Source organism: Comamonas endophytica (assembly GCF_023634805.2).
Taxonomy (GTDB): Bacteria; Pseudomonadota; Gammaproteobacteria; order Burkholderiales; family Burkholderiaceae_C; genus Comamonas; species Comamonas endophytica.
Genome location: NZ_CP106881.1, coordinates 96,199 through 111,610, shown reverse-complemented (window position 1 = coordinate 111,610; position 15,412 = coordinate 96,199). Strand labels below are relative to the sequence as shown.

Annotated in this window: 12 protein-coding genes; 8 read left to right on the top strand and 4 right to left on the bottom strand. The window is 67.9% G+C overall.

The genetic code is table 11. The features are described from left to right. Window positions 1-17: 17 nt before the first annotated feature. The gene (sbcB, locus tag M9799_RS00515; protein WP_231042476.1) at window positions 18-1,460 is read left to right on the top strand and encodes an exodeoxyribonuclease I; all 1,443 of its coding nucleotides are present in this window, start codon (window positions 18-20) and stop codon (window positions 1,458-1,460) included. Window positions 1,461-1,642: 182 nt separating this feature from the next. Here sbcB and M9799_RS00510 read toward each other — a convergent pair whose 3' ends face one another. Next, window positions 1,643-2,878, bottom strand: coding sequence for a nucleoside recognition domain-containing protein (locus M9799_RS00510; RefSeq protein WP_231042475.1), 1,236 nt, complete (start codon window positions 2,876-2,878; stop codon window positions 1,643-1,645). A gap of 178 nt (window positions 2,879-3,056) precedes the next feature. Here M9799_RS00510 and M9799_RS00505 point away from each other — a divergent pair, with 178 nt between their 5' ends. Then, a complete protein-coding gene (locus M9799_RS00505; RefSeq protein WP_231042474.1) occupies window positions 3,057-5,477 on the top strand; it encodes a putative bifunctional diguanylate cyclase/phosphodiesterase in 2,421 nt (806 codons plus the stop codon). A gap of 13 nt (window positions 5,478-5,490) precedes the next feature. Continuing rightward, window positions 5,491-6,414, top strand: a complete 924-nt coding sequence (locus tag M9799_RS00500; RefSeq protein WP_231042473.1) for a phosphate/phosphite/phosphonate ABC transporter substrate-binding protein — start codon at window positions 5,491-5,493, stop codon at window positions 6,412-6,414. Here the strand turns inward: M9799_RS00500 and M9799_RS00495 are convergent. Continuing rightward, window positions 6,401-7,516 carry a PQQ-dependent sugar dehydrogenase gene (locus M9799_RS00495; RefSeq protein WP_231042713.1) on the bottom strand — a complete coding sequence of 372 codons (1,116 nt, stop codon included), beginning with the start codon at window positions 7,514-7,516 and terminating at the stop codon, window positions 6,401-6,403. The genes M9799_RS00500 and M9799_RS00495 overlap by 14 nt on opposite strands. A gap of 465 nt (window positions 7,517-7,981) precedes the next feature. Here M9799_RS00495 and M9799_RS00490 point away from each other — a divergent pair, with 465 nt between their 5' ends. Both M9799_RS00490 and M9799_RS00485 read left to right on the top strand, forming a co-directional pair. Beyond that, window positions 7,982-9,397, top strand: coding sequence for a cation:dicarboxylate symporter family transporter (locus M9799_RS00490; protein ID WP_231042472.1), 1,416 nt, complete (start codon window positions 7,982-7,984; stop codon window positions 9,395-9,397). 153 nt (window positions 9,398-9,550) lie between these two features. Beyond that, a complete protein-coding gene (locus M9799_RS00485) occupies window positions 9,551-10,255 on the top strand; it encodes a YebC/PmpR family DNA-binding transcriptional regulator (RefSeq protein ID WP_231042471.1) in 705 nt (234 codons plus the stop codon). A 155-nt stretch (window positions 10,256-10,410) separates the two neighbouring features. Here the strand turns inward: M9799_RS00485 and upp are convergent, their stop codons facing one another. Together upp and M9799_RS00475 are read right to left on the bottom strand one after the other, a co-directional pair. After that, window positions 10,411-11,040 (bottom strand): uracil phosphoribosyltransferase, encoded by a 630-nt coding sequence (gene upp / locus M9799_RS00480; protein WP_231042470.1) that lies wholly within the window; start codon window positions 11,038-11,040, stop codon window positions 10,411-10,413. A gap of 45 nt (window positions 11,041-11,085) precedes the next feature. Then, window positions 11,086-12,060 carry a threo-3-hydroxy-L-aspartate ammonia-lyase gene (locus M9799_RS00475; protein WP_231042469.1) on the bottom strand — a complete coding sequence of 325 codons (975 nt, stop codon included), beginning with the start codon at window positions 12,058-12,060 and terminating at the stop codon, window positions 11,086-11,088. A 184-nt stretch (window positions 12,061-12,244) separates the two neighbouring features. Between M9799_RS00475 and M9799_RS00470 the strand changes: the two genes are divergently transcribed. The 3 genes from M9799_RS00470 to hemF are packed head-to-tail and all read left to right on the top strand — an operon-like array spanning window position 12,245 to window position 15,195. Continuing rightward, on the top strand, window positions 12,245-12,964 hold the full coding sequence (locus M9799_RS00470; protein ID WP_231042468.1) for a YebC/PmpR family DNA-binding transcriptional regulator: 720 nt from the start codon (window positions 12,245-12,247) through the stop codon (window positions 12,962-12,964). Then, entirely contained in the window at window positions 12,961-14,244 is a 1,284-nt protein-coding gene (gene purD, locus M9799_RS00465) for a phosphoribosylamine--glycine ligase (RefSeq protein ID WP_231042467.1), read from the top strand. Before M9799_RS00470 ends, purD begins: the two co-directional genes overlap by 4 nt. Before the next feature lie 18 nt (window positions 14,245-14,262). Then, window positions 14,263-15,195, top strand: a complete 933-nt coding sequence (gene hemF, locus M9799_RS00460; RefSeq protein WP_231042712.1) for an oxygen-dependent coproporphyrinogen oxidase — start codon at window positions 14,263-14,265, stop codon at window positions 15,193-15,195. Window positions 15,196-15,412: the final 217 nt, after the last annotated feature.

The window sequence follows — 15,412 nt, the reverse complement described above, 5'->3', positions numbered from 1 at the left end:
ACGGGCATACTTCCCCCATGGCTGAAACCACCTTCTTCTGGCATGACTACGAAACCTTCGGAGCCCAGCCGCGCTATGACCGCCCGGCGCAGTTCGCCGGCATCCGCACGGACATGGAGCTCAACGAGATCGGCGAGCCGCTGGTGCTGTACTGCCAGCCCGCGGGCGACTACCTGCCCGATCCGCAGTCCTGCCTGATCACCGGCATCACGCCGCAGCAGTGCGCGGCGCAGGGCGTGCCCGAGCATGCCTTCGCGGCGCGCATCGAGGAGGAGTTCGCCAGCCCCGGCACCGTCGGCGTGGGCTACAACACCATCCGCTTCGACGACGAGATCACGCGCTTCATGTTCTGGCGCAACCTGATCGATCCCTATGGTCGCGAATGGCAGAACGGCTGCGGCCGCTGGGACCTGCTGGATGTCGTGCGCATGGTCTATGCGCTGCGCCCGGACGGCATGGTCTGGCCGCGCAAGGAAGATGGCTCCGTGAGCTTCAAGCTCGAGGACCTGGCGCGCGCCAACGGGCTCGCGCACGAGCAGGCGCATGACGCGCTGAGCGACGTGCGCGCGACCATCGCGCTGGCCAGGCTTGTCCGCAAGCTGCAGCCGCGGCTGTTCGACTTTGCCTTTGGCCTGCACAAGAAGGACCGCGTGCTGCACGAGCTGGGGCTGCCCGCCGTGGCCGCCGATGCGCGGCCTTTCCTGCATGTCTCGGGCATGTTCGGCGCGGCGCGCGGCTGCATCGGCGTGATGTGGCCCCTGGCGACCCATCCGGCGAACAAGAACGAGATACTGGCCTGGGATCTGTCCGAAGACCCGTCGGAGCTGGCGCAGCTGGGCGTGGAGGAACTGCGCCTGCGCCTGTTCACGCGCACGGCCGAGCTGCCCGAGGGCGTGGCGCGGCTGCCGATCAAGAGCATCCACGTCAACAAGTCGCCGATGGTCGTGAGCAGCCTGAAGACGCTGAGCCCGGCGATGGCCCAGCAGTGGGGCATCGACATGGAGCGCTCGCTGCACTATGCCGCGATCGCGCGCGACCTGCCCGACATGAGCGCGCTGTGGAAACAGGTGTTCCAGCGTCCGCCGCCGGGCCCGGTCGATGTGGACCAGGACCTCTATGGCGGCTTCGTCGGCAACGAGGACCGGCGCCGTCTCGACCACCTGCGCTCGCTTACCCCGCTGGAGCTGGCGATGGACCGCACCGGCTTCGACGATGCGCGGCTGGGCGAATTGGTTTTCCGCTACCGCGCGCGCAACTTCGCCGACACCCTTTCGCCCGAGGAGCAGCAGCGCTGGGTCGAGCACTGCGCCGCCTGCCTGCTCGACGGCAAGGGCGGGGCGCGCACGGCCGAGCGCATGTTCGCGCAGATCGACGAGCTGTCGGAATCGGTGGACGAGCGCGGGGAGGAGATATTGGGGGCGCTTTATGACTATGCGGAGTCGATCGTGCCGGATGCGTGAGGGAAGGGTTGGCGGTTTTTGAGGGAATGCCGTTCACCCTTCGACAGGCTCAGGGCGAACGGATGAACAGCCGTGCATTCCGCAACCGTTCGTCCTGAGCCTGTCGAAGGAGGGATGTCCTGTCCTCAGGAGCAAGGCCCATTGCCTTATGCCGGCACTGCCAAAGGCCTTGCCTTCGCAACTCACATCCCTCCAAAGAACCGATAACAAACCGCAATCGCCGCCACCACCCCCGCTAGCTCCGCCAGCAGCGCGCACCCCACCGCATGCCGCGCGCGCTGGATGCCCACCGCGCCGAAGTACACCGCCAGCACATAGAAGGTGGTCTCGGTGCTGCCCTGGATGGTGGCTGCGGCCAGGGCCGCGAAGCTGTCCACGCCCTGGCTCTGCATGGTCTCGATCAGCATGGCGCGCGCGGCGCTGCCGGAGAAGGGCTTGACCAGCGCGGTGGGCAGCGCATCGACGAAGCGCGCGTCCCAGCCGCCGGCATCGACCAGCCAGCGGATTCCCGACAGCGCATAGTCCAGTGCGCCCGAGGCGCGGAACACACCCACCGCGCAGAGCATGGCCACCAGATAGGGCAGCAGCCCGCGCGCCACGTCGAAGCCTTCCTTGGCGCCTTCGATGAAGCTGTCATAGACCGGCACCCGGCGCCAGGCGCCCAGGCAGACGAACAGCAGGATCAAGCCGAACAGCGTCAGGTTGCCCAGCAGCGAGGACAGCGTGGCCAGCGCCGCGGCGCTGAGCGTGGTCAACAGCGCCATGAAGCCGCCGAGCAGCAGCGCCACCGGCAGCAGGTAGGCCAGCACGACGGGGTGCCAGAGTCGGAGGCGCTGCACCAGCCCCACGGCCAGCAGCGCCACCAGCGTCGAGGCCGAGGTCGCCAGCAGGATCGGCAGGAACACCAGCGTCGGGTCGGGCGCGCCCTGCTGCATGCGGTACATGAAGATCGTGACGGGCAGCAGCGTCAGCGAGGAGGCGTTGAGCACCAGGAACAGGATCTGCGCATTGGTCGCGGTGTCGGGGCGCGGGTTCAGCGTCTGCAGCTCGCGCATGGCCTTCAATCCCATTGGCGTGGCCGCGTTGTCGAGCCCCAGCGCATTGGCCGCGAAGTTCAGCGTGATCAGGCCGAGCGCCGGGTGGCCGCGCGGCACCTCCGGCATCAGCCGCGCGAACAGCGGGCCCAGCGCCCAGGCCAGCCACTGCACGACACCGGCCTTTTCGGCGATGCGCAGAAAGCCCAGCCAGAGCGTCAGCGTGCCGAACAGCAGCACCATGACCTCGACGGACAGCTTGGCCATGGCGAACAGCGCCTGGACCATGGCGGCGAACACCTGCGCCTGCCCGCCCACCAGCCACTGGGCCAACGCCGCCACCGCGGCAATGATGAAAAAGCCCAGCCACAGGGCATTGAGCATGGAAATCTCCTGAAGGGCAGACCAGCGCTGCCTGGGCGCTATTGTCATGGCTGACGGCGGCTTGCAGCATGTATGACATGTCATAAACGGCGTCTGCCCCTGCAATGCAGGCAACTGTCACGAAACCGACTTGCTGGCTTTGCATCATGGAGCCCCTGCCTGCCCCGCGCCCCGCTTTGTGACTTCCCTGTACGCCCGTCGCCTGTGCTACCTGCTGCTGTTTCGCCGGCCGGTGTCCACCATGCCTTTGCGCATGGGCTGGAGAGGCATGCGCCTGGCCTGCGTCGGCGCGGCGCTGCTGGTGCTCGGGCTGGTCTGGTGGCTGGCCTGGCAAAGCGTGGCGGCCGAGCGCGCGCAACTGGAGATCAGCACCCGCCAGCAGCAGGCGAGCCTGGCGGCCGTGGTGGCGGAAAATCTTGCCCAAGTGGTCAACAAGGGCCAGTTGATGGCGCTGGCCGCTGGCGATACGCTGGCCAGCCACGCGCGCGGCCAGCAGACCGCCGCCGAGGTGCACCGGCGGCTCTCGACGATGCTGGTGGCCGAGCAGAGCTTCGCGCGCTACCTGCTGCTCGATGCTTCGCTGGCGCCCATGGATTCCTCCTATGCGCTGGCGCGCGGCGAGCTGGCGCCGCTGGTGGCGGCCTTGCGCCAGGCGCTGCGGGCGCCGGTTGCCGGGCAGGCCGCGCGGCTGCTGCCGGCGGCGCAGGCCAGCGCCCCGGGCAGCCCGGATCTGTGGCAGATCCCTCTGGCCTATGCGCTGCGGCCCACCGAGTCCGGCGCCACGTCCGCAGCGGGCGGCTACCTGCTGCTGATGCTGGACCTGGGCTATTTCCTGAACCTCTACCGCGACGTGGAGATGGGCGCGGGCAGCGCGATCCACCTGTTCGACACGCAGGGCGGGCCGCTGGCCGAGCTGGGTGCGCAGGGCTTGACGCTGCCGTTCTCGCGCAGCCAGGCGGCGCCGGTAACGCTGATGGAGGGCAGCCGCGGCGCGGCCGTCGCGGCGCTGCAGCCCGGCGCCGCGCCCAGCCAGTTCAGCTGGCGGCGCAGCGCGCAGTCGCCCTTCATCGTGGTCGCCAGCCGCGGCCAGGAATGGGTGGACGGACCGCACCGCGAGGGCAGCCGCAAGGTCTGGACCCTGCTCGGCGTGCTCAGCGTATGCATGCTGCTGGCCGTGGGCGGCATGCTGCGCGTGCTGCGCCACCAGGAGGGGCTGTTCGTGGCGCTGAGCGTCGCCAACCGCGACAAGCATGCGCTCATCGACCAGCTCGAGCGGGAGAAGACCAAGGCGCTGGAGCTGGCGGCCAATGACCATCTCACGGGACTGCACAACCGCCGCATGTTCAACGAGCTGGTCGCGAGCCATCTGGCGCTGGCCCGGCGCAGCCGCAAGTTCTATGCGCTGATGTATCTGGATCTGGACCGCTTCAAGGCCATCAACGACAGCCTGGGCCACCATGTGGGCGACCTGCTGCTGCAGGCGGTGGCCGGGCGGCTGCGCCAGCTGCTGCGCCGCTCGGACATCATTGCCCGGATGGGGGGCGATGAATTCGCCGTGCTGGTGACCGGCATGGATGCCATGGCCGACATGGACGCGCTGGCCGCCAAGCTCATCGAGTCCCTGAGCCAGCCCTACGAGGGACTCGAGGGCCACACGCTGCAGGTCACGCCCAGCATGGGTGTGGCCTTCTTCCCGCGCGACGGCCATGACGTGACGCTGCTGTGCCGCAACGCCGATGCCGCGATGTATGCCAGCAAACGCGCCGGGCGCGGTCGCTTCAGCTACTACGATGCCACGGCCAGCGCCGACAGCGCGCGCGGGTACGCGCTCGAGCGCGAGCTGCCGCGCGCCGTTGCCGAGCAGCAGCTGGTGCTGCACTTCCAGCCCAAGGTACGCCTCAACGATTGCCGCATCATGGGCTTCGAGGCGCTGGTGCGCTGGCAGCACCCCGAATACGGGCTGATCCACCCGGGCGAATTCATCGCCTCGGCCGAGGCCACGGGTGCCATCCGTGCGCTGGGCGACTGGGTGCTGAAGGCCTGCTGCCGGCAGGTGGCCGCCTGGCGCGCGCTGGGCCTCGACACCGTCCCCATCGCCTTCAATGTCTCCCCGGTGCAACTGCGCGACGGCGCGTTTGCCGAGCGCCTGGCCGCGCATATCGCCGACCACGGCATCGCGCCTTCGGACCTGATGATGGAGATCACCGAAAGCTGCCTGATCGAGCCGCGCGCGCTGGCGCTGAGCGTGCTCGAGCAGGTGCGGGACATGGGCGTGTCCATCGGGCTGGACGATTTCGGCACCGGCTTTTCCAGCCTGAGCCAGATCAAGGACCTGCCCATCGACACCCTCAAGCTCGACCGGTCCTTCGTCAACGACATCCGCAGCAGCAGCGAGGCGGGCGTGATCGTGACCTCGGTCATCACGCTGGCGCACAACCTCAAGATGCGCGTGGTGGCCGAGGGCGTGGAGCTGATGGACCAGCTGGTGTACCTCAAGACCGCCGGCTGCGACGAGGCCCAGGGCTACTTCCTGAGCCGCCCCGTGGGCGCCCACGCGGCCGAGGAGATGCTGCGCGCCGCCTATCTCCATCCCGCATGAAGCTGCCTTGCCCATGAAACCCCACGCAGACATCGCCCGGGACCGGCGGCAGGCGCTGGCAAAGCTGCTGGCGCTGGGCCTGTGCGCGGCGGGCGGCACGGTGGCCACCAGCGCGGCGCATGCCCACCCCGGGCCCGCGCCATGCGAGCCGCCGGCGCGGCTGCGGCTGGCGGTCATTCCCAAGACCAGCGACGATGTCCAGCTCGAAGCCTACCGGATGCTGGCGCGGGCGCTGGCCGGTGCGCTGGCGCTACCCGTCGAGGTGGTGCCTGCCGCGTCCTATTCGGCGGTCGTGCAGGGCCTGCAGGCCGGGCGCATCGACGTGGCCGAGCTCGGGCCGGCCACCTATGTGCAAATGCAGCGCACCGGCGCGGTGGCGCTGCCCTTTGCCGCGCTGGTGAACACCCCCGGCACGTTGAGCCGCTACCAGGCGCTGCTGGTCGTGCGCCGGGGTGCGCGCTGGCGCCGCTGGCAGGACCTGCGCGGCGCGACCCTGGGCCTGGTCGATCCGGCCAGCACCTCGGGCGCGCTGCTGCCGCGGCAGCTGGTGCGGGCGCACACCGGAATGGAGCTGGAGGAATATTTCGCGCGCGTGTCCTATGCAGGCTCGCACGACCGCGCGCTCGCCGCCGTGCGCGACGGGTTGGTGGACGCGGCCTTCATCTCCAGCGAGCGGCTGACGCTGGCCCACGAGCGGAAGCTAGTGGCACCCGAGGAGCTGCGCACGCTGTGGACCTCGGCGCCGCTGCCCACCGATGCCTTCGTCATGCGCAAGAGGCTCTGCCCGGCGCTGCAGGCACAGCTGCTCCAGGTGTTCGTGCAGCAGCAGGCGCTGCTGCGCCCGGCGCTGCAAAAACTGGGCAAGCAGGGCGTGGTTGCCGTCGATGAAGGCGACTACGCCGAGGTGGAGCGCATGCTGGGGCTCAGCGTGCCTTAGCGGCGGCTGCAGGCTGGATGCGCATCAACTGGCCTTTGCTGTCATCGGTCAGCAGGTACAGCCAGCCGTCAGGGCCTTCGCGGACGTCGCGCACGCGCTGTCCGAGCTCGGGCAGCAGCAGATGGCGCGCGGTGATGCGGCCATCCTGCACCGCCAGGCGTTCCAGCATGCGGGTCTTGAGCGCGCCCACCACCATCTGGCCCTTCCATGCCGCGCCATAGCGGTCGCTGGTGATGAAGGCCAGGCCCGAAGGCGCAATGGAAGGCGTCCAGTGCAGCAGCGGCTGCTCCATGCCGTCCTTGGCCGTGATGCCGTCGCCGATCCTGCCGCCGCCGTAGTTCACGCCATGGGTGATGACGGGCCAGCCGTAATTGCGCCCGGCCACAGGCCGATTGACCTCGTCGCCGCCCTGCGCGCCATGCTCGTGCACCCAGAGCTGGCCGTCGGGGCCGATTGCCGCGCCCTGCGGGTTGCGGTGGCCCCAGCTCCAGATCTCCGGCAGCGCATCGGCGCGCTGCCTGAAGGGATTGTCGGCCGGCACGCTGCCGTCCTTGCCCACGCGCACCACCTTGCCGAAATGGCTCTTCAGGTTCTGCGCCTCCTCCTTGGCGGTGGAGCGCTCGCCCAGCGCCAGGAACAAAGTGCCGTCGGGTTTGCCGTCCACCACGCGCTCGGCGATGCGGCAGCCGAAATGCAGCCGGCTGGCGTATTTGGGCTGCTGCGAGAAGATCACCTTCACGTCGGTCAGCCGCGTGGCGTCGTCCGACAGCCGCGCGCGGGCCAGTGCCGTGCTGTTGACCGACCTGTCGCCCCCGGGCCCGGGCTCGGAAAAGCAGAAGTACAGGGTGCGGTTGCGTTCGAAGTCGCTGTCGAGCTGCACGTCGAGCAAGCCTCCCTGGCCCCCGGCGGCGATGGCCGGCAGCCCAGACAGCGGTGCCTGCACCCGGCCGTCGGCCTCGATCACGCGCATGCGCCCCGGTTTTTCCGTGACCAGATAGCGGCCGCCGGGCAGGAAGGCCAGCGCCCAGGGATGCTCCAGCCCGTCGGCCACGGCACGGGCTTCGAGGCGCGGCGCGTCGGCGGCAGCGGGGGTGGCGGCCATTGCCGGGGCGGCCAATGGCTGGGATTGGGCGCTCAGCGCCAGCAGGGCAGCGCAGACGGCAAGGGGCAGGGCGGGTACAGGGCGCATCGGCAATCTCTCCTTGGGACATCCAGGTGAAAAAGAGACGGATAAGCGTTTTTAGGGATTGGTTCCGCTCGGTTCCCTGAATATAGCCAACCGAAAAGGCATTGGGTGAAATTCCTGCGAGGTTCCGCGCGCCAGCGCCGCATCTTCAGGGGGGGCATTCCGTCGCGCCGCAGTGGGCAAGGCCAGGGGATAGATCCCGGCATGGAGCGCCACTTCGAGCGTATTAAGGTTTGTCCTCATCCACTGAGAGGGGGTTCACATGTCGGCTGTCATATCTTGCGCGGCGGGACACTGCTCCGGCTGCGACCTTGTCCATCGCCTGCCGCACCCAGGTGCTCCGGCCACCGCACTGCGCCCGCGGCGTTCCATGGAGACGCCATGACGGGCCCGGCGCTCACTGTGGACGCGGGCGTCCCTGCAGCGGTTGTCGGGCTCCCCTGGTACCGCCGGCTCGGCACCCAGGTGCTGATCGCGCTGGTGCTGGGCATCGTGGTCGGGCTTGCGTTCCCCAGATTCGCCGCGCAGCTCAAGCTGCTGGGCGACATGTTCCTGTCGCTGATCAAGGCCGGTATCGCACCGCTGGTGTTTCTCACCATCGTGCATGGCATTGCCTCGGCGGGAGACGTGCGAAGCGCCGGGCGGGTCGGCTGGCGCGCGATCCTCTACTTCGAGCTTGTCTCGACCCTGGCGCTGGTGCTCGGACTGGTGGCCGGGAACCTGCTGGGCATCGGCGAGGGGATGGCACGAGAGGTCTCCGGCACTGCCGCGCCGCTCGCCAAGGGCATGGCGCCGCGGGGCTTGCCCGAGTTCATCGCGCATATCGTTCCAGACAATTTCGTGGGTGCGTTCGCCAAGGGCGAGCTGCTGCAGGTGGTGGTGCTGGCGGTGATGGCCGGCATCGGCATCCTGGCCATCCCCGAGGAGCGGCGCCAAAGGATCAGCGCCGGCCTCGATTCGGTCTGCGAAGTGCTGTTCGCGTTCATCAACCTGGTGATGAAGCTCGCACCCATCGGCACCTTCGGCGCCGTCGCCTATTCGGTGGGCAGCAATGGTCCGGCGGTGCTGATCGCGCTGGCGCAGCTGGTGCTGGGCTTCTATGCCGTGGTGCTGCTCTTCATTGCGCTGGTGCTTGGCGCGATCACCCGACTGGCGGGCTTGAGCCTGTGGCGGCTGCTGCGCTACATCAAGGACGAACTGCTGATCGTGCTGGGCACGGCGTCCTCCGAAAGCGCACTGCCGTGGCTGCTGATCAAGCTCGAGCGCCTGGGCTGCGCCAAGCAGACGGTGGGTCTGGTGCTGCCCACGGGCTATGCCTTCAACCTCGACGGCACTTCGCTGTTCATGGCGATGGGTGTGGTGTTCCTCTCGAATGCCTATGGCGTGCCGCTGGGCGTCGAGCAGCAGATCGGCATCCTGCTGGTGATGCTGCTGACCTCCAAGGGCGCGGCAACGGTGTCGGGCGGAGCCTTCGTGGCGTTCACCGCGACCGTGACCGCTACCGGCATGCTTCCCACCGAGGGACTGGCGGTGATCTTTGGCGTCTACCGTTTCCTGTCGATGGCCATTGCGACCTGCAACACCATCGGCAACAGCGTGGCGGTGGTGGTGGTCGCCCGCTGGGCTGGCACCTTCGATGCCAGGGTGGCGCAGCGCCATCTGTATCCCGAACGCCATCCACGGACCGCCGCGGCAGACGCCGCGCTGGCCGACGGCAACCTGCTGCCCGAAGACATGAAGGACACCAATCCCCATCCTCCGGGAATCGACCTGCATCCGCAGGCGCGGCCGCGTTGATGGCGGGGCGGCAGCTGGACCTGCCGCTGTGGCGGACGCGCGGCATTTGCTTTTTTTGCTGCAGCCCTGCCGCGACCGGTGTATAACCTGCTCCCTTTGGGCAGCGCGCGCCCGGTTGGGGCGCGCGCGCCTGTCACCTGAAGGAAAGCATTCATGGGCGCGCAGTGGAAATCGAAGGGCAAGGCACTGGTTGCCGACGCCAAGGGCAAGCTGTTTGGCAAGCTGGCCAAGGAAATCATGGTGGCCGCGCGCGGCGGCGCCGATCCGGCGGCCAACTCCAAGCTGCGCCTGGTGGTCGAGCAGGCACGCAAGGTGTCCATGCCCAAGGACACGCTCGAGCGCGCGATCAAGAAGGGCGCGGGCCTGACGGGCGAGACCGTCAACTTCGAGCATGTGATCTACGAGGGCTATGCCCCCCACCGCGTGCCGGTCATGGTCGAGTGCCTGACCGACAACCTCAACCGCACGGCACCTGAGATGCGCGTGGCCTTCCGCAAGGGCCAGATGAGCGCCGTGGCCTGGGATTTCGACCATGTGGGCATGGTCGAGGCCGAGCCTGCCGAAGCCGGCGCCGATGCCGAGCTGGCCGCCATCGAAGCTGGCGCGCAGGACTTCGAGCCAGGCGAGGCCGAAGGCAGCACGCTGTTCCTCACCGATCCCACCGACCTCGACCTGGTGGCCAAGGCCCTGCCTGCGCATGGCTTCACCGTGCTGTCGGTCAAGCTCGGCTACAAGGCGAAGAACCCGATCAGTGCCTCGAGCCTGAGTGCGGAGCAGCTGGAGGAGGTGCAGGCGTTCCTGGCGGGCATCGACGACAACGATGACGTGCAGAACATGTTTGTGGGGTTGGTGGATTAATAACCCTCAGGCTCCGTTCGTCGCGGGGCCGTCCATCCTTCGACGGCGCCGCCGAGGCAGGCTCGGGACGAACGGATTCAACCTCCGTTCGCCCCAGGCGGGCCCCCCGAGCCTGTCGAAGGGTCCTGCGGGCTCCACCGAGCCGACAAAACCGGTTACTTGGTGCCGAAAATCCGGTCGCCTGCATCGCCCAGGCCGGGAAGGATATACCCATGGCTGTCGAGCTCGCGGTCGATGGCAGCGGTGTAGATCGCCACGTCCGGGTGCGCCTTCTGCATCGTGGCGATGCCCTCGGGCGCGGCCAGCAGGCACATGAACTTGATGGACTTGGGGTTCATCTGCTTGAGGCGCGCCACGGCGGCGGCCGCCGAGTTGCCCGTGGCCAGCATGGGATCGACGACGATGATGTCGCGCTCTTCCATCTCCGAGGGCATCTTGAAGTAGTACTCGACCGGCTGCAGCGTCTGCGGGTCGCGGTACAGGCCGATGTGGCCGATGCGCGCGCCCGGCACGACGTTGAGCATGCCGTCGAGAAAGCCGTTGCCCGCGCGCAGGATCGAGACCAGCACCAGCTTCTTGCCGTCGATGACCTTGCCGGTCATGGTTTCCATCGGCGTGTCGATCTCGATGTCCTGCAGCGGCATGTCGCGCGTGATTTCATAGGCCATCAGCGTGCTGAGCTCGCCGAGCATGCGGCGGAAGCTGTTGGTGCTGGCTTCCTTGCGGCGCATCAGCGTGAGTTTGTGCTGGACCAGCGGGTGGTCGATGAGATGAACTTGGCTCATGTTGTTCTGTGGATTCGTCAGGGAAGGGAGGGCCCGGGCCCGGCGTCAGTCCGCCAGGAAGCGCGCGTAGCGCTGCAGGTCCACGTTGCCGCCACTGATGATGACGCCAACGCGCGCGCCCGCAAGCGGCACGCCGCCATGCAGGGCTCCGGCAAATGCCAGGGCACCGGTGGGCTCGACCACGATTTTCATGCGTTCGGCAAAAAAGCGCAGCGCCTGCACCAATTGCTCGTCCGACACAGTGAGTATGTCCTCCACTGCCGACCGGATCACGGCAAAGGTGATATCGCCCAGGGCCTGCGATTGTGCGCCATCGGCGATGGTCTTGGGCGTGGGAATGCGCACCAGCGTGCCGCTGCGCAGCGATTGCTGCCCGTCATTGCCGGTTTCGGGCTCCACGCCATAGACGCGGCACCCGGGCGCCAGCGCCTGCGCCGCCAGCAGGCTGCCCGAGAGCAGGCCGCCGCCGCCCAGGCAGACGAACAGGTAGTCCAGGTCGGGCACCTCCTTGAACAGCTCCCTCGCCACGGTGCCCTGGCCGGCAATCACATCGGCATGGTCGAAGGGCGGGACCAGCGTCATGCCGCGCTGGCTGGCGAGCTGCGCGCTGATGGCTTCGCGGTCCTCGGTGAAGCGGTTGTAGGTCACGACCTGGGCGCCGTATTCGCGCGTGGCGGCGATCTTGGCGGCCGGCGCGTCCTCGGGCATGACGATCAGCGACGGCATGTCGAGCAGGCTTGCCGACAGCGCGATGGCCTGCGCATGGTTGCCCGAGGAAAAGGCCAGCGCGCCGCCGCGCCTTTGCTCCTCGGTGAAGCGCGACAGCGCGTTGTAGGCGCCACGGAACTTGAAGGCGCCCATGCGCTGCAGGTTCTCGCACTTGAAGAACAGTTGCGCGCCGAGCTGCGCATCCACCGTGCGCGAGCGCATGACCGGGGTGCGGTGCGCCACCCCCTGCAGCCGTCCGGCGGCGGCTTCGACATCGGCGTAAGTGGGCAGGATGGCAGGGGTGGAGGGCATGGCGCACAGGGAGGAAATGAAGTGTCGGTCATCATAGCGAGCCCCTGCCATGCCGGGGCCGGCAGCGGCCCGCATTCTGTGGCAGAGTCCACCGCGATGGGGCCAAATAGGATTTCCTTCAATGGATGCGCGCCGTCAAAAGTAAAATCGCCGGCTACAGATTTAAATCAAACAAGGAATTCCTGTGGCAGGACACAGCAAATGGGCAAATATCCAGCACCGCAAGGGTCGCCAGGATGAAAAACGCGGCCGCATCTGGACGCGCATCATCCGGGAAATCATGGTGGCCGCGCGCATCGGCGGCGGCGACCTGGATGCCAATCCACGGCTGCGCCTGGCGGTTGACAAAGCCAAGGCGGCCAACATGCCTGCGGACAACATCAAGCGCAACATCGACAAGGCGACGGGCAACCTCGAAGGCGTGAACTACGAGGAAATCCGATACGAAGGCTACGGTATTGGCGGAGCGGCGATCATTGTCGACACCATGACCGACAACCGTGTGCGCACGGTGGCCGACGTGCGCCATGCTTTCAGCAAATACGGTGGCAACATGGGCACCGAAGGCTCGGTGGCCTTCCAGTTCAAGCACTGCGGACAGATCATCTTCGCCCCCGGCACTTCCGAGGACCGCGTCATGGAAGTGGCGCTGGAGGCCGGCGCCGAGGATGTGGTCACCGACGAGGAGGGCGCCATCGAGGTGCTGACCTCGCCGGCCGACTTCGAAGCCGTGCGCAATGCGCTGGAAGCCGCGGGCCTCAAGCCCGATGCGGCCGAGGTGACCATGCGCCCCGAAAACACCATCGCCCTGGAAGGCGATGACGCGACCCGCATGCAAAAGCTGCTGGACATGATCGAAGACCTGGATGACGTTCAAGACGTTTACCACAACGCAGACCTATGAAAATTCTTGTGATTGGCGGCGGAGGCCGTGAACACGCCCTGGCGTGGAAGATGGCGCAATCGCCCAAGTCCACCAAGGTGTATGTGGCCCCCGGCAACGGCGGCACCGCGCTGGCCGGCGGCAAGCTGGAGAACCTGGCCATTACCGATGTCGTGGCGCTGCGCGAATGGGCGCAGGCGGAGAAGATCGGGCTGACGGTGGTCGGCCCCGAGGCGCCGCTGGCTGCCGGCGTGGTGGACGAGTTCCGCGCCCACGGCCTGCGCGTGTTCGGCCCGACGAAGGCCGCCGCACAGCTCGAGAGCTCCAAGGCTTTTTCCAAGGCCTTCATGGCGCGCCACGGCATTCCCACGGCGGCCTACGACACTTTCAGCGACGCCGCGCTGGCGCATGCCTATATCGACCGCATCGGCGCGCCCATCGTGGTCAAGGCCGACGGCCTGGCCGCGGGCAAGGGCGTCGTGGTGGCGCTCACCGCCCAGGAAGCGCATGACGCGGTGGACTTCATGCTGGTCGACAATAAGTACGGCGTGAGCCACAACGCGGGCGGCGCGCGCGTGGTGATCGAGGAGTTCCTCGAAGGCGAGGAAGCCAGCTTCATCGTGCTGTGCGACGGCAAGAACGTGCTGGCGTTGGCGACCAGCCAGGACCACAAGCGCCTCAAGGACGGCGACGAGGGCCCGAACACCGGCGGCATGGGCGCGTATTCGCCCGCGCCCGTGGTCACGGCCGATGTACACGCGCGTGCCATGCGCGAGATCATCCTGCCGACGATCCGCGGCATGGAGCGCGATGGCATCCCGTTCACCGGCTTCCTGTATGCAGGGCTGATGATCGACGGCTCGGGCCACCCCAAGACGCTGGAGTTCAACTGCCGCATGGGCGACCCCGAGACGCAGCCGATCATGATGCGCCTCAAGAGCGATCTAGTCGACGTGATGTCCGCGGCCGTCGACGGCAAGCTCGACCAGGTCGAGCTCGAATGGGACCGCCGCACCGCGCTGGGCGTCGTGATGGCGGCCCATGGCTATCCCGAGTCGCCGCGCAAGGGCGATGCCATCACCGGCCTGCCTGCGGAGGCGGCGGACGCGATGGTCTTCCATGCCGGCACCGAACTCGTCAATGGCGTGCCCCAGGTCAACGGCGGCCGCGTGCTGTGCGTCACGGCGCTGGCCGACAGCGTCAAGCAGGCACAGATCCGCGTCTATGACGTGGCGCGCGGTATCCATTTCGATGGCATGCAGTACCGCCGCGACATCGGTTTCCGCGCCATCAAGAGCTGAAGGCTGCGCGTGGAAGCGATGATCGACACCCCGGCCACGGTGGCCGACGTGCGCGCCTACCTGACCGGCCTGCAGGACGAGATCACCCATGCGCTCGAAGCCGTCGAGGGCGAGGGCGGCGGCCGTTTCCTGGCCGATGCCTGGCACAAGGGCGCCGAGGAGCGGCTGCAGGGCGAGGGCATCACGCGCATCCTGGAGGGTGGGCGGGTGTTCGAGCGCGCGGGCTGCGGTTTCTCGCACGTGCGCGGCGCGCAGCTGCCGCCTTCCGCCACGCAGCACCGCCCGGAGCTCGCCGGCGCGCCCTTCGAGGCGATGGGCGTCTCGCTGGTGTTCCACCCGCGCAACCCCTATGTGCCGACGGTGCACATGAACGTGCGCATGATCTCCGCCGGCCATCCCGGTCAGGAGCCCGTGCGCTGGTTCGGCGGCGGGCTGGATCTCACGCCGTGCTATGGCTTCGAGGAAGATGCGGTGGCCTTCCACCGCACCTGCCGCGATGCGCTGGCGCCCTTTGGCGCCGATCTCTATCCGCGCTTCAAGGCGTGGTGCGACGAGTACTTCCATCTCAAGCACCGGGGCGAGCAGCGCGGCGTGGGCGGCATCTTCTTCGATGACTTCGCCGAGCTCGCGCCCGAACGCAGCTTCGCCATGCTGCGCTCGGTGGGCGATGCGCTGCTGCAGGCCTATCTGCCCATCGTCGCGCGGCGCAAGGACATGCCCTATGGCGAGCGCGAGGTAGAGTTCCAGCGCTACCGGCGCGGGCGCTATGTCGAGTTCAACCTGGTCTGGGACCGCGGTACGCATTTCGGCCTGCAGTCGGGCGGGCGCACCGAATCCATCCTGCTGTCCATGCCCCCGCATGCCTGCTGGAGCTACCAGCGCGAGGATGCGCCGGACACGCCCGAAGCGGCGCTTACGCGCGACTTCCTGGTGCGGCGCGACTGGCTGTGAACGGCGGCGCGGAGGGCGGGGCAAGCCATGCCTCGCCACCGCGCTCCCTTGGCTGCCCGCCCCCGGCGGGGCGCTTGATGCGCGCGCAGCGGGGTTATGCGGCAAAAAACTATAATTTCGATAGCTGTGCGCGCAAGCGCACCACACCTATCCATTCCAAAAACAATAGACCCGTTCCGTGGAACGGGCAGCCGCTGAAGGCATTCGGCCCCGAAGC